The sequence below is a fragment of the Gracilimonas sp. genome (assembly GCF_014762685.1).
Taxonomy (GTDB): domain Bacteria; phylum Bacteroidota; class Rhodothermia; order Balneolales; family Balneolaceae; genus Gracilimonas.
Genome location: NZ_JABURM010000006.1, coordinates 412,946 through 431,971, shown reverse-complemented (window position 1 = coordinate 431,971; position 19,026 = coordinate 412,946). Strand labels below are relative to the sequence as shown.

Below are 19,026 nucleotides of genomic sequence, written 5' to 3'. Positions count from 1 at the left end.
TCAAGAGAAAATAACTACTTATCCTATTAAAGGCGTATGAAATACTCTAACGACCAATGGCTTGACTGGATGGACCGTCTCGCCGAAAATGATTTCGTAATAGTTGATGATTTCATCAGTGATGAATTGTTTGCTGATATCATGCACTTTTTTGGTGAAATGGAAGCAGCAGATAAATTGAAAAAAGCAGGCATTGGTACACAAGATGATTTCCAGGTAAAGGCTGAAATACGTGGAGATTTCATTTACTGGCTCGATGAAAATCGTGATACAGCTATTTCTCCTTTTTTTGGACTGATGGATGAGCTCTCTCAAAACTTAAGACGTTTTTGTTATTTAAGCCTCTCAGATTCAGAATTTCATATTGCCAAATATCCGGCCGGCTCGTACTATCACAAGCATTTAGATCAATTTAAGGAGCGTTCAAACCGGCAGATTACCGTTCTCATATATCTGAACAAAAACTGGAAGAAGGGAGATGGGGGTGAACTGGTAATCTTTAAAGATGGACAGGAAATTATGGTTGAGCCGATAGCCAAACGACTGCTTGTTTTTAAAAGTGATGTAATTGAACACGAAGTACTCACAACAAATGTGCCTCGATACAGTTTAACGGGATGGTTGTTGCATCAACCGGCCGGAGTTGGCTCTATTTTAGGCTGAGGCAGGTAACAATTTCTTAACGTCCGAACATTTTCTATTAATGCAGTACATTAGTACCATTGTATATCTGAAACCCTAACAAAATCCCAATCCCGTGGCTAAGAAAACCATACTCGTAGTTGATGACGAAAAAGACTTGTTAGACCTGATTGAATACAATCTTAAAAAAGAAGGCTTTGATGTTCTTAAGGCAGAAAACGGGGAAGAAGGCATTGAAATAGCCAAGAAACATAATCCGGATTTAGTGCTCATGGATATCATGATGCCAAAAATGGATGGTATGGAAGCGGTTGAGAAAATGAGAGGGGATGATAAGCTTAAATCGATTCCAATTATTTTTCTTACAGCCCGGAGTGACGAAAAAACAGAAGTGGAAGGACTAAACAAGGGCGGGGACGATTACATAACCAAGCCGATAAGTACCACAAAATTGATCTCCAGGATAAAGGCGGTTATGCGTCGCTTTGAAGACACGGAGGAAGAAGAAATTAACCGCCTTGATGTTCATGATCTTTCCATAGACAAGGATCGTTATATAGTAACGCGAGGGGAGGAAGAATTTCAGCTGCCAAGGAAGGAGTTTGAGCTTTTGTATTACTTAGCAAGCCGAAAAGGAAAAGTAAGAGACCGGCAGACACTTCTTAATAAGGTGTGGGGTGATAATATTTACGTAGTCGATCGCACGGTGGACGTTCATGTCCGGAAGATCAGAGAAAAACTGGGCGATCACTATATTGAAACGGTGAAAGGAGTGGGCTACCGATTTAAGGAATGAGTACATCTAAAAATAAAAAAAGAAAGGGAATATACAGGTTTGGCCTTAGGATAGGCTTGTTTGTTTCGGTTATTTCTTCCGGAATACTGTTTTTTGGACTATGGCTGGGATATGATTTTACTCCAAATGAAGCCGTAATCTCAAGTGCTTTAATGGGGGGGATAATATTCATGATAACTTATGCTGTAAGTTATTATAACACGCACAAGCGGTTGGAGGTGCTGGAGCAGCTTTTTAAAAACATTGCCCGTAAACGGTTTATAGAATACGAAGATGTAACCTCTTACCGGAATGATGAAATAGACTATCTGGTGAAACAGGGAATTAAATCGAGCCGAACAATAGAGAGGGAAATACAGCGACTGAATCGTATTGAGAACTATCGAAAAGAATTTATTGGGGATATTTCTCATGAGCTAAAAACACCAATTTTTGCGATTCAGGGATTTATCGAAACCTTATTAAACGGGGCTTTGGAAGACGAAGAAGTTAACCGTGATTTTCTCCGCAAGGCCATGCGAAATGTAAACCGGCTTATTTACCTCACCAAAGACCTTATGGAGATTTCTAAACTTGAAACCGGGGAGTTAAAGTCTGAAATCGAAGAAATTTATTTGTATGAAGTGCTAAATGACATCATAGAAAGCCTGAACTACAAGGCTGAAAAAGAAAATATTCAGCTGATTGTTGATGAATTTGATAAAAATATTCAGGTTAAGGCCGATAAAAACCAGGTAAAACAGGTGCTTATTAATCTGATTGAGAACGGCATAAAATATAATGTGCCGGGTGGAAAGGTTGAGGTAACGGTATTTACCAAGCCCAAGCACCCTGAACGAGTGTTTGTCTCTGTGAGGGATACCGGAATCGGAATTGATGAAAAGGATATACCCCGGGTAACGGAGCGATTTTTCAGAGTGGATAAATCCAGGTCAAGGGAGAGGGGGGGAACCGGCCTTGGACTTGCGATTGTAAAACATATCATGGAAGCACATGGAGAAAAATTCACCATTGAAAGTGAGCCCAACAAAGGCTCTACATTTACCATCAGCCTGAGAAAGTTGGATAAAGTTCACGTTTGATTAGATATATCGTAACTTACCGTTTGAATTTAAAATAGAATTTATAGCATGGTCTACGCAGTAATAATGGCCGGAGGATCGGGAACACGGTTTTGGCCAAAAAGCACAAAAAAGCTTCCGAAACAATTTCTGCCCCTTTTCGGAAAGGGGACAATGATCCAGAATACCGCCGGAAGAATTGAGCCCCTGATCCCTCAGGAACGAATTTTGGTTGTCACTAACGATAACTATGTGGATATCGCAAAAGAACAACTACCCTCGGTTCCGGATGAGAATATTGTGGGAGAACCGGTTGCAAAAAACACCGCACCTTGCGTAGCAATTGCGGCTGAAATGCTTTACAAAAAAGACCCCGAAGCTGTTATGGTTGTTTTACCCGCCGATCATCACATTGAGGATCCGGTGGAATTCAACAAAATTTTGAAGGCCGCAATTGCGAAAGCAAAAGACGGGGAACACCTGGTAACTATTGGTATCAATCCCAGCCGCCCGGAAACGGGATATGGATATATTCACGGTAATAACTCGGTAAGTGAATCTTTTCACGGGAAAACGGTTCACCCGGTAAAGGCCTTTAAAGAAAAGCCCGACGCTGAAACGGCACAACAATTTTTAGAATCAGGGGATTATTACTGGAACAGCGGTATGTTTATTTGGTCGGCAAAAACGGTTCTCAATCAGTTTCAGAAACACTTGCCGGAGATGTACACTCAGGTCAAGAAATCGGGTAAAGAATTGTTTGGAAAGAATCACGAATCAGCGATCAACTCCTTTTACCACGATTGTAAATCTGTATCCATAGATTATGGGATCATGGAACACGCAGAAAGTGTATTTGTGGTTCCGGGTGAGTTTGGTTGGAATGATGTGGGAAGCTGGACTGCTGTTTACGAACTCGGAGATAAAACTAAGGCCGGGAATGTAATTCATGCAGAGCATTCAACATTCAGTGAGTCAAAGAATAATTACATTTATACGGAAAGTGGAAAAATGATTTCGGCGGTAGGTTTAGAGGGTGTTGCGATAGTAGAAACAGAGGACGCTATTTTAGTTTGTAAGCTGGATAAAGCTCAGAATGTTAAAGAAATTGTTGAGCAGCTTAAAGAGAACGAAGATTTTAGGCGATTTCTTTAATCCTCAATATGAAGGACTTGCTGATCATAAGCCAGATTGATGTTTTCAGGAAGTCTTTGGTTGGTAGGCTCATGGTCTACATAACTGTTCATGTGGATTAGGTAAGCTTCCGGGATATCTAACTCTTCCAATATTTCAACAGCCTGTGGGATGGTAAGATGGGTTGGGTGTTCTGGTTCCCACCTGAGGGCGCTTAATGCAACCACCCTGGAACCCCGGATTTTTTCTTTTGTCTTTTCAGGGATGTGTTTTACGTCAGTGAGATATGAAAAATCATCTATTCGGTATCCCAGAATATCCAGATCGCCATGGGTGACGGGAAGAGGGGTAATTTTAATGTTTTCAACCCAAAATTCCTCCGGGGCCTCTATCAAATCCAGGGAAGTGGACCCGGGATATTTGTCTTCACCAAACATGTAATCAAATCTTTTGCGAATGGATTCTATACATTGTTTTGATGCATGAACAGGAATAGGAGCTTTTTTAAGATATGAGTACACCCTTAAGTCGTCTAGTCCTGAAATATGATCCATATGTTGGTGAGTTACGAGTAAATGATCAACATTTTGGATCTTAGCCCGAATACTTTGTATCCGGAACTCAGGGCCGGCATCAATCAGAATGGACTTGCCCTTTGATTGTATCCATGCGGCACAACGGGTACGTTCATTTCTTGGGTCATGGGTTAGTTTTTCTCTTCGAAATCCCCCGGCGACAGGCACTCCCATGGATGTTCCGGTTCCTAAAAAAGTAACTTTCATTCTAATTCAAAATCTTCTGTAGAATCGTCGGGGGCTACTTCAAGCTGATCCCATAATTCTTCTAACTTTTTTCTAACGGCAGGTTTTATATAAACTCCGGCTAGGTCAATTTCTCCCAATACCCGCCCCATGGTACCGAGCTGTGATTCTATGGGTTTGTTTTTATTAACAACGACTAGTTTTTGTCCTTCAATAATACATTCATCCCCGCGGAAGGAACCCCTTTCTTTGCGCAGGGTATACCCTGCTTGTTCTAATATTTGTTCCAGTTCAAGAAGAAATTTATCAGGTTTCAAAGTGATATTCCGATAGTTAATGAATGTCCGGCAAAATCGTAATCATATTCTTCTCCGTCAATGTTGTAAGAATCGAAGTTATAGTCATATCCTAAACTAATGTTTTTACCAAAGATGAGTTCGTAAAAATTGATACGGGCTTTCCCCGACAATGAAAAAACATTACCCCCAATAAAGCCACCGCTTGCCGTGCTGAATCCAATACTTGGAATTAATTGAGTGCTGATTCCAAACTTTTGAGGGACCTCTGCTCTCACAATTAACCCTGCTCCGGCACTTAGGTTGGTTTGAGAAAACCCTTCACTTATAACGTCACTTCGGACAGAGGTTAGTTTTGTCTCTAATTTTACCGGTATGCCGGCACTAAAATTTTCATTTCCGAGAAAATAGAATGGATTAGTAAAATTTAAATTAAGATTGAAGTATCGACGATTGTCTAATTGTGTAAGGTTATTACCCAAAGCCAATATAAGATTAAGGCCTCCGGACTCGTAAGCTATTTGTGCTGCAGCCCCGGTAAAAGCCAGAGAACTGGTTCCGCTGAGTTCAGATGGATCTCCCGTATATTGAAAGTCAACCAACTGAACACCGGCTCTTAAGTACGGAGAAAATTGGTTGGATCGCTGATTGGCTCCTTCGTTGACAGAGAACATTTGAGCGAAGCTGAAAACTGGAGCTAATAAAAAGAAGAATAGAAAAAATATTTTAAAAAAAGCTTTATTCATTTGGAATGATTTAGATTATATATTCAGTTTAAACACTAACGCTCCAAGAAAAAAATAATTCGATGAAAATTTTACTCTCATTAATAATCCTGTTTATGACATCTGCGCTGAACGATAACAAGCAAACTTCTATCTACAATTTTGAAATGACCGATATTGATGGCAATGAAGTGTCATTGAGTAAATATAAAGGTAATGTAATTATGGTTGTGAATGTTGCCTCTAAATGTGGATTTACTCCTCAATATGAAGGACTGCAGAATATTTATGATAAATATAAAGAGGAAGGCTTTGTGATATTGGGTTTTCCGGCAAATAATTTTAAAGGACAAGAGCCGGGAAGTGACGAAGAAATAAAGCAGTTTTGTACACTTGAGTATGGAGTAGAGTTCCCCATGTTTTCCAAAGTTTCGGTAAAGGGTGAAGACCAGTCAGAATTATTCAGGTATTTGACAGCACAACCAAACCCAGATTTCGAAGGTGAAATTAAATGGAATTTCGAGAAATTTTTAATTGATAAAAATGGTTCTTTGAAAAGAAGGTTTAGAAGTGATGTAAAACCGGAAAGTGATGAAGTGATTTCCGCCATTAAAGAAGAGTTAGGCCGATAAATATTTTATTTCATTACCATCCCGATAAGAGGGTCGCAATTGATTTTGCGATCCTCATTTTTTAAAAGAGTTTTAGAAATAGCTTGACTTCCAATCGATATGGTCAGTATATTTGATGCTCTCAAAAAGGTCCGGTAGTTCAGTTGGTTAGAACGCCTGCCTGTCACGCAGGAGGTCGAGGGTTCGAGTCCCTTCCGGATCGCAAATAAAAGCTTCCATTTTTGGAAGCTTTTTTTGTTTATAGAAGCTTTGTAATAAAACAGAATTTTTAAGTGCCTCAGTTTGTTGGATGTGTTTCCCTGGTACGACTTTGTAGTTCTGGGGGGCACAATTTCTTATCTTTAGGTTTCCAGAGGTTGGTTTAAATAGTTAAGTTAATAAAAAACAGAGAGTAATGTCAGTTTTAGATCCTACATATGATGTGATAGTAGTTGGAGGAGGACATGCCGGTAGTGAGGCTGCAGGAGCAGCAGCACAAATCGGGGCAAAAACACTTCTGATTACAATGAACCTGGAGGCGATTGCGAAGATGTCTTGCAATCCCGCAATGGGTGGAGTTGCCAAGGGGCAGTTAGTCAGAGAAATTGATGCTCTTGGAGGATTGTCCGGAATTGTTAGCGATGAGACGGGGGTACAATTTAGAATGCTGAATCTCAGCAAAGGCCCTGCTATGTGGAGTCCCCGTTGCCAAAGCGACCGAATGCTTTATGCTCAGAAGATGAGAGAGAAGCTGGAGCAAAAAGAGAACTTGTTCTTTCGTCAGGATAATGTAGTTGATTTAATTTCGGACGACGGAAAATCTATTAAAGGAGTTGTTACCCAAACAGGGCAAAAGTTTTTTGCGAAAGCAGTAATACTGACAAGCGGAACTTTTTTAAATGGGCTTATTCATATCGGGGAGTCAAATTATGGAGGAGGCCGTTCCGGAGAAAGAGCATCTGTTGGAATTTCTGCGGCATTGGAAAATATGGGCTTCGAAGTAGGTCGATTAAAAACAGGAACGCCTCCGAGGGTTGATGGACGAACGGTAGATTATTCCAAGTTAGAAGAACAATTTGGAGATGAAGATCCTTCGGGTTTTTCATTCCTGACCGAGGAACTTCCTTCATTAGATGAGCAACTTTCCTGTTGGATAGGATATACAAATAAAGAAGTTCATGAAGTTCTGAAGACAGGCTTCGACCGGAGCCCAATGTTTAATGGCAGAATTAAATCTATAGGGCCAAGGTATTGTCCAAGCATTGAGGACAAGATTAATCGATTTTCAGATAAAGAGCACCATCAGTTATTTCTGGAACCGGAAGGGTGGAATACTTATGAAATGTATTTGAATGGGTTTTCAACTTCTCTTCCTGAAGATGTTCAATATAAAGCGTTAAGAACAATTCCCGGGTTTGAGGAAGTCATAATGATTCGTCCGGGCTATGCAATTGAATATGATTATTTTCCTCCCCATCAAATTAAGAGATCCCTGGAAACTAAAATAGTGGAAGGCCTTTTCTTTGCAGGGCAAATAAACGGGACAACCGGTTATGAAGAGGCAGCCTGCCAGGGATTAATGGCCGGGATAAATGCCGGGCTCTTTGTGCAAGATAAAGAACCTCTCATTCTTCAAAGATCAGAGGCCTACATTGGGGTTCTTATTGATGACCTTATTAATAAAGGCACAGAAGAGCCGTACCGAATGTTTACTTCAAGGGCAGAGCACCGGATATTATTACGACAAGATAATGCTGACTTGCGCCTGACTGAAATCGGTCACAAAATAGGGTTAGCTTCAGATGAAAGGCTGCAGAAAGTAGAGGAAAAACGTAAGGCAATTGGCGAGCTTGATGATTTGATTAAAGACTATACGGTTCGTCCGGAGCAAATGGACCCTATGCTGGAGAGTAAATCCAGCTCCCCGATGAGCCAGCCCATGAAGGCGGTAAAGATATTATTACGCCCTGAAGTCTCTTTGCAGGATATGATGGATTATGATTCAGAGCTATCTGAACAAATACAAGCCATCAGCACAGACGGGAAAGTTCTCGAACAGATAGAAATTCAGGTTAAATATGCCGGGTATATAGAGAAGGAATTTGAGATGGTTAAGGAGATGGAGAAACAAGAAAACATGTTGATTCCTGAGCAAATTGAGTACTCTAATATTAAGAGCCTATCTACGGAGGGAACTCAAAAGCTTGCTAAAATACGCCCGGAAACAATTGGGCAGGCAGGCAGAATTAGTGGAGTTTCAGCCAGCGATTTGTCTGTTCTTATGGTCTACCTCAAAAATTAAACGGGATGTTTCACGTGGAACACCAGGTCTCCCGCCTCGATTTACCCTTTGAAATAGCGGGTAATACCCGGAAAAATTTCAGCAAAAAAAGAGCGACTCTCGAGGACTATATAGACCGGCTGCTTTGGTGGAATAAAAAAATTAATCTGGTGAGTCGGGATGTTTCACGTGAAACCATACTCCGGCACGTAGAGCATTCACTGGTAATTTCGGGTTCCGGCTTGCTTAAAGAAGCAGAAGAAATTATTGATTCTGGTACCGGAGGAGGCTTGCCGGGGATCCCTCTTGCAATTGTATGGCCGGAGAAAAGGGTGCTGCTTAATGATGTGGTTTCAAAAAAAGTGATGGCCTGTAAGCATATTTCGGCTGGATTAAAACTAAACAATATTGACGCGGTGGCGGATTCTGTGAAAAATATTGAGATAAACAAGGGTGCGGTTATTGTTTCGAAACACGCATTTAAAATAAATGATCTCCTGGAAATGATCCGCGAAAAACCCTGGAAGAACATTGTTCTTTTGAAGGGGGGGGATGAGGTAGAGCAGGAGTTATCGGGTATAAATGAGAAGTTAATAATTAAAATCATTGACCTTGAGCCCGGCTTTGAGCATCCTTTTTATCAGGGGAAAGCAATGGTTGAAATAACTAAACAGGGGACAGAATGAACAGCTCTGAGCGAAGATTAAAATTAATGCTCCTGCTTCAACAGCCCGGGAAAAAATTAACCGTTGATGAATTGGCCGACCGGTTTGACGTAAGTCGTCGCACAATCTTCCGGGATTTTAATGCTTTGCAGGAAATTAATGTTCCGGTGACTTGGGACCGGTACTCAGGTTATGGTCTTATTGAAGGATATAAAATTCCTCCGCTTATGTTTACTTCGAAAGAGCTCGCAACCATCATGGTTGGCTTGAATTTCGTAAAGTCCCAGGTGGACCAGGGGTTGGTGGAAGATGCGAAAGGGGTTGAGGTAAAAATTAAAAATGTGCTGCCGGATGAGCTAAAAGATTTTATGAATTCACTTGAAGGGAGAACCATCGTAGATCCTTATTTAAGATTTGGCGGGCAAAAAAAGAAAGGTGGAAGCTGGTATTTAATAAGCAGCGCAATTGCTCAGCAAAAAAGAATGCAATTTCAGTACACTACAAAATCCGGAGAAACAGGAATCCGAAAAATCGACCCCTATATTTTGGTTTTTTACCAAGACCATTGGAATGTGATCGGAAAATCTCATCTTCGGGGAGAAATTCGAAATTTTATACTGGAAAACGTAGAAGAGGTCAAAATTTTAGAGGAACCATTCCAACTTAAAGAGGAATTGGACGTAGAGGGGCTTATTTTTCGATCTGACGAGAGATCTTATTCTGTGATACTACAGGTCAAAAAAGAAGAGATAACGCGGCTAGAGGCGAATTTACCGGCTAAAATATTTAAGAAAACAGCCCTGAATTCTAAATATTTTAAAGTAGGGTTCGAATTCGATAATTTGGATTATATTAATGAATGGCTGCTTCAATTCGGTAATAAAATTAAAATTGAAGAGCCGAGGGAATTGATTGAAAAAAGAAAAGAGTTACTCAAAAAAATGTTGAGTCAGTAAGAAAGATTAGAGATTTAAAAATTAAATAAAAAAGGGCTTCAAGAATTGAAGCCCTTTTTGTTTGATAGATTTTTAGAAATAGTCAGTGTTAACTAATCTTCATCTTCTCCATCTTCATCACCTTCCGTTTCTTCTTCATTCACGACTCGGGTGACTGCAGCAATAGCGCCATCTGAATCAAGGCGCATAATTCGAACTCCCTGAGTATTTCTGCCCATGGTTCGAATGCCGCCACAACTCATACGGATGACTTTTCCGGCCTCAGTTATGATCATCAGATCATCTGAATCCGTAACTTCTTTGAGGGCTATTAAATCACCGGTTTTTGGCGTTATCTTCAGTGTAATCACACCTTTACCGCCACGCGACTGTTCTCGATAATCATCAACCATTGACCGCTTACCGTATCCGTTTTCTGACATTGCAAGCACAGTGGCCTCATGGGTGTTTTTGATAACAACCATATCGACAATCTCGTCTTTTTTGGAAAGCGTCATTCCTTTAACGCCGGAAGTATTTCTACCCATTTCACGAACATCGCTCTCGTGGAATCGAATAGCTCGTCCGTTTTTGTTGGCTAAAATAATGTTGCTTTCTCCATCGGTAAGCTCTGCCGCAAGAAGGCTGTCGCCATCTTTTACGTTAATGGCAATGATTCCATCCCGGCGAGGACGACTGTAGGCCTCAAGAGTTGTTTTCTTAACAAGGCCGCCTTTTGTAGCCATGATAATGGAGTGATTGTTGATGTATTCTTCATCCTCTAAGGTTTTGACGGGGACAAATGCTTTAATTGCATCATCCTTATCCAATTCAATTAGATTTACAATTGCGCGGCCACGAGCTAATCTTCCTCCCTCAGGAATCTCATATACCTTAAGCCAGTAACACATTCCTTTTTCGGTAAAGAAAAGAATGTAATTATGGGTGGTGGCAACAAATAAATGTTCTACGTATTCTTCATCACGCGTAGTGGTTCCTTTCATTCCTTTTCCGCCACGGCGTTGACGACGATACCCGGTTACCGGCATTCGTTTTATAAACCCTTTGTTAGAGATAGTAACAACGACGTCCTCATTCGCAATCATGTCCTCGATATTAAAATCATCCGCAGAGTGAACCACTTGAGTTCGTCGCTCATCGCCATATCGCTTTTTCAGATCAGCAAGCTCTTCTTTAATAATCTCAGTTTGCTTATCACGGTTTGTGAGAATTTCGCGATAATCGGAAATCTTGTCTATGATTTCCCGGTATTCGCCGTCAATTTTCTCTCTTTCGAGGCCGGTTAATTTTTGAAGGCGCATATCCAGAATTGCCTTGGCCTGGATATCAGTAAGGGCGAATTTCTTGCGAAGTTCTATATTTGCTTCTTGTGGATTACTGGAAGCGCGAATGGTTTTTATAACTTCATCAAGATTATCCAGAGCAATCTTCAGGCCTTCAAGAATATGGGCACGAGCCTCAGCTTGATCTAAATCATAAATAGTACGGCGGATAATAATATCTACCCGGTGTTCTACAAAGTGATAGATCAGCTCTTTAAGATTCATCACTTTTGGTCGGCCCTTAACCAAAGCCAAGTTGATGATACCAAAAGTGGTCTGCATTTGGGTGTACTTATAAAGCTGATTCAGTACAACACCGGCATTGGCAGATCGCTTCAGAATAATTACAACACGAATACCTTCCCGGTCAGACTCGTCTCGAACTTCTGAGATCTCAGTGATTTTCTCGTCATTTACCAGGCTGGCAATTTTTTGAATAAGCGTACTCTTATTAACCTGATAAGGAATTTCCGTAATTACAATTTGTTCTCTGTTTCCGCGAAGTTCCTCAGTATTAGCCCGGGCCCGGAGGGTTACTTTGCCCCGGCCTGTTTCATAAGCTTCCTTAACTCCTTCATATCCATAAATAATTCCGGCAGTTGGGAAATCCGGCGCTGTGATATGTTTCATCAACTGCTTGATTTCAATCTCCGGATCTTCAATATAGGCCGTAATTCCGTCGATCACTTCCGTTATATTGTGAGGCGCCATATTTGTGGCCATCCCTACGGCAATTCCTGAAGCTCCGTTAAGCAAAAGGTTAGGTAACATACTTGGCAGAACGGTTGGTTCTTCAAGCGTATCATCAAAGTTAAATTGATAATCTACCGTCTCTTTGTTGATGTCAGCAAGCATTTCTTCAGAAAGGCGATCCATGCGAACTTCAGTATAACGCATGGCGGCTGCACTATCACCGTCTATGGAGCCAAAGTTACCCTGCCCATCCACTAAAGGGTATCGTAGTGAAAAATCCTGAACCATTCGAACAATGGAGTCATACACGGCAGAGTCACCATGAGGGTGATACTTACCCAACACTTCCCCGACTATACGGGCACTTTTCTTATAATTTCTGTTGTGCAACATCCCCAGATCGTTCATGCCGTAAAGAATACGCCGGTGAACGGGTTTTAGTCCATCACGAACATCCGGCAGGGCCCGGGAAACAATAACCGACATCGAATAATCGATGTAGGACGATTGCATTTCGTCTTCAATGGTAATAGGTATAATTTTTTCTCTAGCCATAAATCAGGTGGTAAAAACGGTTAGTCTGTGTTCAGATTAAAATGATTAAATATCAATGGTGGCGTATTTGGCATTCCGCTCGATGAACTCGCGACGAGGTTCAACATCTCCGCCCATCAGAGTAGAGAACAGTTTATCTGCCCCGGCAGCACTTTCAACATTTACTTGCTGAAGAGTCCGTGTTTCAGGATCCATTGTGGTTTCCCAAAGCTGTTCGGGATTCATCTCACCAAGACCCTTGTAGCGCGAGACATCAAATTTCTTGCGGGTTTTCTTGAGTTCTTTTATCAGCTTATCCCTTGTTTCATCATCCCAGGCATACTCCAGGTCCTTACTGGTGGTAATTCTGTAAAGAGGAGGGGTTGCTATATAAACGAATCCATTTTCTATGAGCGGGCGCATGTATCGATAGAAAAAGGTTAACAATAATGTTCTGATGTGAGAACCATCCACATCGGCATCTGTCATGATGATGATTTTGTGGTATCGAAGTTTGTCTACTTCAAAGTCTTCATCCCCGTGTCCAACTCCTGTGCCCAAAGCAGTGATCATCGCCTGAATTTCCTTATTCTCCAGAATTCGATTGATCTTTGCCTTCTCAACATTGAGGATTTTACCTCTTAGCGGAAGAATTGCCTGAAAACTTCGGTTACGGCCCATTTTTGCAGAACCGCCGGCAGAGTCCCCCTCAACAAGATAAATTTCACTGTGTTCAGGATCTTTGATAGAACAGTCGGCTAATTTTCCGGGAAGACCGCCGCCACTCATTACGCTTTTACGCTGAACAAGTTGTCGGGCTTTTCGCGCGGCCTCTCTGGCCTCGGCGGCAATAACAACTTTCTCTATCACTTTCTTAGCCGCCTTTGGGTTTTGCTCCAGATACTCATTAAGCTGATCATAAACAACAACTTCAACGGCACTTTGAACTTCCGAATTACCTAGTTTTGTCTTGGTCTGTCCTTCAAACTGAGGTTCCTGAACTTTAACACTTAATACAGCCGTCATACCCTCACGAAAATCTTCTCCGGAAACCGAAATCTTACTGTTCGATTTAATAAGGTTATTTTTTTCAGCATAAGATTTAAGCGATCGCGTTAAAGCACGTCTAAATCCGGATACGTGTGTACCTCCCTCCTTAGTATTGATATTATTAACATAAGAATGGACGTTTTCTGAAAAAGAGCTGTTGTACTGAATGGCGATCTCTACAGGAACTTCATCAACTTCTCCGGTAATATGAATCGGAGATTCCAGCATGGATTCACGGTGCTCATCCAAAAATTCAACAAAATCTTTAACCCCGCCTTCGTAGTGATAAACCTCTTTTTTGAGCTCTTCGTCCTCTTCGCGCTCATCAATAAGCTCAATAGTGATTTCAGGATTTAGAAAAGCCAATTCACGCATTCGCTCGGCTATAATATCGAACTTAAACTCCACGGTTTGAGTAAAAATGGTTGGATCGGGAGTAAATGAAATCCTGGTTCCCGTTTCTTTTGTTTTTCCTTTTACCGAAAGGGGAATAGTAGTTGCTCCATGTTCGAATTCCATAACATGGATTTCACCATCACGATGAATTTCAGCTCTAAAATTACTAGACAGGCCATTCACACAACTTACACCAACACCATGCAATCCCCCGGAGACTTTATAAGTATCTTTATCAAATTTTCCACCGGCGTGTAGCTTGGTAAGTACAACTTCAACCGCGGGTATCCCGAGTTTTTCATGAGTATCAACCGGTATTCCGCGCCCATTATCTTCAATGGTCATGGAGCCGTCTTCATTAATAACAACTTTTATGTGATCGCAATAGCCGGCAAGCGCCTCATCAATGGAGTTATCAACCACCTCATTAATTAAGTGGTGAAGGCCGCGCTGGCCCGTGTCCCCAATATACATTGCAGGGCGCTTTCTTACCGCTTCAAGACCCTCCAAAACCTGTATGTTTGACGCCTTGTAGTCGGATCCTTGTTTTTTTGCCATAATTATGGAGTGATAGCTTTGTTAGATGAGTTTATTAACGTCGGAAAATAGAGCTTACACAAGCAAAATCAAAAAAAGGAAGGGTATTTGTTTAAAATATTCGAGTTGAGCTTTCTGGGGGTAAATTTAAGAGGGGATTCACGGGTGAAATTGTGGATAATTCGAGAAAATGTTAATAATTAAAATTTTCGTGGTTGCTGCCGTTGAACTTTGATGTTTATAGCTCTATCTTTGGAGTCTATTTTCATTATGAATTAACCGAATTATACAATGTCGCGAAAAGACGATATTACAGGCAAAGGAGCTTTGAACGGTTACCGTTCATCTAAGTCGAATAATAAAACAAAACACCGCTTTCAGTTAAATTTACAAAAGCGCCGTTTTTATGTTCCTGAGGAAGATAAGTGGGTAACACTTAAAGTTTCTGCAAAAACAGTGAGAACCATCAACAAGAAAGGAATTTCTGCGGTATTGAAAGACGCGCGGAAAAAAGGAACTCTTTTAAAAGAAGTATAGAACTATGGCAAAAGGAAACAGAGTTCAAGTGATTTTGGAGTGCACCGAAAAACCCGGTTCATCTCGATATGTTACAACAAAAAACCGAAGAACCACTACGGATAGACTTGAACTTAAAAAATACAATCCGGTTCTTCGCAAACATACTGTTCACAAAGAAATTAAATAACCAGAGATATGGCTAAGAAGCAAGCATTTGGAGAAGAAGCATTACAAGCGAAAGCGGCTCACCGCAAAATGGCAAAGGTTATTATTTCTACCAAGAATGATAAGGGGAAATATGCCTATAAAGAGGTGATGATGGATCAGGAAAATGTGAGAGAATATATTCAGCAAAACAAATCCTGATAATCAGCTCGCTGATAAATATTTTTTAGGTTACGCAATAATGATTGTGTAACCTTTTTTTTTGGTTATTTTCTGCAAGGAGGAATTATCTTATGACTATACAAGAACAAATAGTTGCTGACATTAAAGAGGCGATGAAAGCAAAGGCCCAGGATAAACTGCGGGTTTTACGCTCTTTGAAAGCAAAATTAATGGAAAAAGAAATCAGTGAACGAAAGGAAGGGGAGGCTAAACTTTCGGATGAACAAGCGGTGGAGGTCTTAATGAAAGCTGCAAAACAGCGGAAAGAATCCATCGAGCAGTTTGAGGAAGGAGGCAGAGAGGACCTGGCTGAAAATGAAAAGGCAGAATTAAAAATAATTGAAACCTATTTGCCTGAAATGATGGATGAAGAGGAGGTCCGCTCTATAGTAAAAGAGAAAATAACGGCAGTTGGAGCCTCAGGAATGCAGGATATGGGTAAAGTAATGGGGCCGCTTATGGGGCAATTAAAAGGGAAAGCCGATGGTTCTTTGGTTAGCAAGATTGTGAAAGAGGAACTCGGGGGATAATAGGAAATGCTAATCCTGGACCTCATTATTGCTGTACCCCTGCTTTATTTCGGTTATAAAGGTGCGGTCAATGGGTTGGTTAAAGAAGTGCTTAACATTGCAGGCATAATCCTCGCCATATTTTTGACCTTCAATTATCTTGACGCTTTTACGGGAATCCTGGCTCCCATGTTTGAAGAAGGAGCTTCTTACGTTCCTTTTGTCTCCGGAGCCATTTTGTTTATTGGTACCCTGGGTGTTGTAGCCTTGATTGCTTACGCTACAAAGGAATTATTAAAAGCCGTGAAACTAAGCATGGTAAACAGAATTCTGGGGGCTGCTTTTGGAGCTTTGAAAAGCGGCTTGGTAGTTAGTGCAGTCCTTTTACTTTTAGCCGGATTTAATGTGCCGGGGGACAAGGCGCGAAATAAATCTTATTTATATCCCGCCGTTATCTATTTAGCCCCGCTGACCTATAATGCGGTTGCTTTTATCTATCCAGGAGCAGAAAATTATACGGAAACGCTCAAAGCAAATATTAGCGAACATAACCCATTAGAAAACATCCCATTCTTAAACGATAATTAATCAAAATGTCATTTAAATCTGTTGAAGAACAATTGGAAATTATCCGTCGCGGTACGGTCGAAATTGTTCCTGAAGAAGAACTCATTAAAAAACTCAAAAGATCCAAAAAGGAAAACAAACCCCTTAAGATCAAGTTGGGAGTTGATCCTACGCGGCCGGACTTGCACTTGGGGCACTCGGTCATCCTGAGAAAAATGAGACAATTTCAGGATTTGGGACATGAGGTAATATTGATTATTGGTGGATTTACTGCAATGATCGGGGATCCCACCGGGCAAAACAAAACCCGTCCGCCACTCACGCCGGAGGAAGTAAATGAAAATGCCCAAACCTATATTGAACAAGCCAACAGTATTTTGGATGAAAGTAAGCTCACTCTCACCAATAACAATGATTGGCTGGGTGAAATGAATTTCATGGATGTGGTGAAATTATCTTCCAAATTGACGGTGGCCCGGATGATAGAGCGGGATGATTTCTCCAAGCGTTTTGAGAAAAACGAACCTATTTCTCTTCATGAATTTTTATATCCACTTGCGCAGGGACAAGATTCCGTTCATCTTAAATCAGATGTTGAGTTAGGGGGAACAGATCAGAAATTTAATTTACTTGTAGGCCGTCAGCTTCAAAAAGAAGATGGTCAAGAGCCTCAGGTTTGCCTGATGATGCCGCTTTTGGTTGGCACCGATGGCTCAGCAAAAATGTCGAAGTCTTATGATAACTACATTGGGATCAATGAGCCGCCGAATGATATGTATGGGAAAGCTCTTTCTATCCCCGATGATTTAATCTACACCTATTATGAATTGGTAACAGATGTAGAAACGGCGAAACTTCCGGCGATCAAAGAAAAGATCGAATCCGACCCTCGTAATGCAAAACACGACCTGGCATTCACCATTGTGAGAATGTATCACGGAGAAGAAGCGGCCAAAGCAGCTAAAAATCATTTCGAACAAACCGTTATCAACAAAGAAGTGCCTGATGACGCTCCTGAGTTTTTCTTTGAGACAGGTCAGGAAATTCGTCTGCTGGATATCGTGGCAGAAACCGGTTTTTCACCGAGTAACGGAGAGACCAAGCGGATGATAAAGCAGGGCGGAATCAGTATTGACGACAAAAAAGTTACGGACAAAAACTATACACTCACTTTTTCAGAGGGAGATGAGTTTGCGTTGAAAGTTGGAAAGAGAAATTTTGGAATTCTAAAAGCAAAATAGTCGGTTTGGTTAAAATAAGTTCGTATAACGTAAATGGAATCAGGGCCGCACACCGAAAGGGATTTGTAAATTGGGTTGAAGAAAGTAAGCCCGATGTGATTTGTATTCAGGAGCTAAGGGCGCTGGAAACGCAAGTCCCCGATGAAGTAAGAGAGCTTGATTACCATGAAGCCTATCATGTAGCAGAAAAAAAAGGATATTCCGGGGTTGCTATTTATTCCAAAGAAAAGCCCATTAAAGTTGAGGAAGGACTGGGGGTAGACTGGATAGACAGTGAAGGGCGGGTGCTGATGGCTGAATTTGAATCTTACAGGGTATTTAGCGTTTATGCGCCAAGCGGAACGACCGGTGATATCCGGCAAGATATGAAAATGGATTTCCTGGAGAAGTTTATTCGGTTCGGAACGCAGCTAAGAGAAGATAGTAAACCCACGGTTTTTTGCGGGGACATTAATATCTGTCATACTGAAATTGATATACACAATCCGGATAAACAGCACAGAACCTCCGGCTTTTTGCCGGAGGAGCGTGAGTGGGTGTCAGAATTTTTGAATGTTGGGTACGAAGATGTATTTAGAAATCTACACCCAAATAAAACAGACTTGTATAGTTGGTGGAGCTATAGAGCTGCCTCGAAGGAAAGGAACAAAGGCTGGAGAATTGATTATCATTTAGCCACCCCTGCACTGGCAGAAAAAGCAAGAAAAGCCGAAATTGAAATGAAGTGGGATATCTCAGATCATGCCCCTGTAAGTGTCATTTATGACCTGTAAATGAACGCCTTGTGATGGGATACGGTTAACCCTATAGAAAACAAACTGAAATTATGGGAACACATTTTAAGGGCAGTAAAGAAGAGCAGAAGACGCTGAATGCGTTTATTAAACTAACTCGTGCCAGTGAAAGTGTAAACGGACGCCTTTCCCGCCACCTTTCAGATGCAAATCTTACAGTAAGTCAGTTCGGTACGTTAGAGGCATTGCTTCATTTAGGTCCGTTAAACCAAAGAGAGCTGGGGCAAAAGCTATTGAAAAGCGGTGGCAATATTACCCTGGTCATTGACAACCTGCAGAAAAATGGCCTGGTTGAAAAAAAAACCGATCCCAAAGACCGAAGAGCCGTTATTATTAGCCTCACAAAAAAAGGCCGTGATTTCATTGAAGATTTTTTCCCCCAGCACTTAGCCAGAATAAAAGAAGAGTTCTCGGTGTTAACCTCCGACGAAAAGGAACAGTTGGCATCTATTTGTAAGAAACTTGGGGTTGGTAAAGAAAAGTAGCCTCTAAAAAGCATTTAACTTTCTTAAAAATTTCTTATTTAAGAAGGTCAAAGAATTGAAATGG

At 41.1% G+C, this 19,026-nt stretch carries 21 protein-coding genes and 1 tRNA gene; 17 read left to right on the top strand and 5 right to left on the bottom strand.

Features of this window, described 5'->3' with window-relative positions; translation table 11 throughout:
- Positions 1-36 precede the first annotated feature (36 nt).
- The 4 genes from HUJ22_RS11485 to HUJ22_RS11470 all read left to right on the top strand — a co-directional run bounded on the left by HUJ22_RS11485 (position 37) and on the right by HUJ22_RS11470 (position 3,654).
- A complete protein-coding gene (locus HUJ22_RS11485; RefSeq protein WP_290877583.1) occupies positions 37-663 on the top strand; it encodes a 2OG-Fe(II) oxygenase in 627 nt (208 codons plus the stop codon).
- 94 nt (positions 664-757) lie between these two features.
- Complete coding sequence (locus tag HUJ22_RS11480) at positions 758-1,438, top strand: response regulator transcription factor (RefSeq protein ID WP_290877580.1); 681 nt, start codon at positions 758-760, stop codon at positions 1,436-1,438.
- Complete coding sequence (locus HUJ22_RS11475) at positions 1,435-2,520, top strand: ATP-binding protein (protein WP_290877577.1); 1,086 nt, start codon at positions 1,435-1,437, stop codon at positions 2,518-2,520. The genes HUJ22_RS11480 and HUJ22_RS11475 overlap by 4 nt, the downstream gene beginning before the upstream one ends.
- Before the next feature lie 48 nt (positions 2,521-2,568).
- Positions 2,569-3,654, top strand: a complete 1,086-nt coding sequence (locus HUJ22_RS11470; protein ID WP_290877575.1) for a mannose-1-phosphate guanylyltransferase — start codon at positions 2,569-2,571, stop codon at positions 3,652-3,654.
- Here HUJ22_RS11470 and HUJ22_RS11465 read toward each other — a convergent pair.
- From HUJ22_RS11465 to HUJ22_RS11455, 3 genes are read right to left on the bottom strand one after another with little or no spacing between them, the layout of a single operon-like run.
- Positions 3,651-4,415 (bottom strand): MBL fold metallo-hydrolase, encoded by a 765-nt coding sequence (locus HUJ22_RS11465; RefSeq protein ID WP_290877572.1) that lies wholly within the window; start codon positions 4,413-4,415, stop codon positions 3,651-3,653. The genes HUJ22_RS11470 and HUJ22_RS11465 overlap by 4 nt on opposite strands.
- A complete protein-coding gene (locus tag HUJ22_RS11460) occupies positions 4,412-4,711 on the bottom strand; it encodes a hypothetical protein (RefSeq protein ID WP_290877570.1) in 300 nt (99 codons plus the stop codon). The genes HUJ22_RS11465 and HUJ22_RS11460 overlap by 4 nt, the downstream gene beginning before the upstream one ends.
- The gene (locus HUJ22_RS11455; RefSeq protein WP_290877568.1) at positions 4,708-5,364 is read right to left on the bottom strand and encodes a hypothetical protein; all 657 of its coding nucleotides are present in this window, start codon (positions 5,362-5,364) and stop codon (positions 4,708-4,710) included. The genes HUJ22_RS11460 and HUJ22_RS11455 overlap by 4 nt, the downstream gene beginning before the upstream one ends.
- A gap of 134 nt (positions 5,365-5,498) precedes the next feature.
- Here HUJ22_RS11455 and HUJ22_RS11450 point away from each other — a divergent pair, with 134 nt between their 5' ends.
- The 5 genes from HUJ22_RS11450 (at position 5,499) to HUJ22_RS11430 (ending at position 9,928) form a co-directional block, all read left to right on the top strand.
- Positions 5,499-6,047: a glutathione peroxidase gene (locus HUJ22_RS11450; RefSeq protein WP_290877566.1), complete on the top strand. Its 549-nt coding sequence runs from the start codon at positions 5,499-5,501 to the stop codon at positions 6,045-6,047.
- 128 nt (positions 6,048-6,175) lie between these two features.
- Positions 6,176-6,249 (top strand) — tRNA-Asp (locus HUJ22_RS11445).
- A gap of 192 nt (positions 6,250-6,441) precedes the next feature.
- Complete coding sequence (gene mnmG / locus HUJ22_RS11440; protein ID WP_290877564.1) at positions 6,442-8,328, top strand: tRNA uridine-5-carboxymethylaminomethyl(34) synthesis enzyme MnmG; 1,887 nt, start codon at positions 6,442-6,444, stop codon at positions 8,326-8,328.
- A 5-nt stretch (positions 8,329-8,333) separates the two neighbouring features.
- The gene (locus HUJ22_RS11435) at positions 8,334-8,993 is read left to right on the top strand and encodes an RsmG family class I SAM-dependent methyltransferase (protein WP_290877562.1); all 660 of its coding nucleotides are present in this window, start codon (positions 8,334-8,336) and stop codon (positions 8,991-8,993) included.
- Entirely contained in the window at positions 8,990-9,928 is a 939-nt protein-coding gene (locus HUJ22_RS11430; protein ID WP_290877560.1) for a YafY family protein, read from the top strand. The genes HUJ22_RS11435 and HUJ22_RS11430 overlap by 4 nt, the downstream gene beginning before the upstream one ends.
- Before the next feature lie 92 nt (positions 9,929-10,020).
- On the opposite strand, the gene gyrA is transcribed toward HUJ22_RS11430, so the two are convergent.
- A complete protein-coding gene (gyrA, locus tag HUJ22_RS11425) occupies positions 10,021-12,498 on the bottom strand; it encodes a DNA gyrase subunit A (protein ID WP_290877557.1) in 2,478 nt (825 codons plus the stop codon).
- Between the two features lie 45 nt (positions 12,499-12,543).
- Entirely contained in the window at positions 12,544-14,481 is a 1,938-nt protein-coding gene (gyrB, locus tag HUJ22_RS11420; RefSeq protein ID WP_290877555.1) for a DNA topoisomerase (ATP-hydrolyzing) subunit B, read from the bottom strand.
- Positions 14,482-14,751: 270 nt separating this feature from the next.
- On the opposite strand from gyrB, the gene rpmB reads away from it, so the two are divergent.
- The 8 genes from rpmB (at position 14,752) to HUJ22_RS11380 (ending at position 18,962) form a co-directional block, all read left to right on the top strand.
- The gene (rpmB, locus tag HUJ22_RS11415) at positions 14,752-14,997 is read left to right on the top strand and encodes a 50S ribosomal protein L28 (RefSeq protein ID WP_290877553.1); all 246 of its coding nucleotides are present in this window, start codon (positions 14,752-14,754) and stop codon (positions 14,995-14,997) included.
- A gap of 4 nt (positions 14,998-15,001) precedes the next feature.
- On the top strand, positions 15,002-15,166 hold the full coding sequence (gene rpmG, locus HUJ22_RS11410; protein WP_103664281.1) for a 50S ribosomal protein L33: 165 nt from the start codon (positions 15,002-15,004) through the stop codon (positions 15,164-15,166).
- Positions 15,167-15,174: 8 nt separating this feature from the next.
- On the top strand, positions 15,175-15,345 hold the full coding sequence (locus HUJ22_RS11405) for a DUF4295 family protein (RefSeq protein WP_290877550.1): 171 nt from the start codon (positions 15,175-15,177) through the stop codon (positions 15,343-15,345).
- A gap of 92 nt (positions 15,346-15,437) precedes the next feature.
- The gene (locus HUJ22_RS11400; RefSeq protein WP_290877547.1) at positions 15,438-15,896 is read left to right on the top strand and encodes a GatB/YqeY domain-containing protein; all 459 of its coding nucleotides are present in this window, start codon (positions 15,438-15,440) and stop codon (positions 15,894-15,896) included.
- A gap of 6 nt (positions 15,897-15,902) precedes the next feature.
- Positions 15,903-16,463: a CvpA family protein gene (locus HUJ22_RS11395; RefSeq protein WP_290877545.1), complete on the top strand. Its 561-nt coding sequence runs from the start codon at positions 15,903-15,905 to the stop codon at positions 16,461-16,463.
- Positions 16,464-16,468: 5 nt separating this feature from the next.
- On the top strand, positions 16,469-17,683 hold the full coding sequence (gene tyrS / locus HUJ22_RS11390) for a tyrosine--tRNA ligase (RefSeq protein ID WP_290877543.1): 1,215 nt from the start codon (positions 16,469-16,471) through the stop codon (positions 17,681-17,683).
- A 5-nt stretch (positions 17,684-17,688) separates the two neighbouring features.
- A complete protein-coding gene (locus HUJ22_RS11385) occupies positions 17,689-18,456 on the top strand; it encodes an exodeoxyribonuclease III (protein WP_290877542.1) in 768 nt (255 codons plus the stop codon).
- Positions 18,457-18,509: 53 nt separating this feature from the next.
- Positions 18,510-18,962: a MarR family transcriptional regulator gene (locus tag HUJ22_RS11380; RefSeq protein WP_290877539.1), complete on the top strand. Its 453-nt coding sequence runs from the start codon at positions 18,510-18,512 to the stop codon at positions 18,960-18,962.
- The last annotated feature ends 64 nt before the right edge of the window (positions 18,963-19,026 follow it).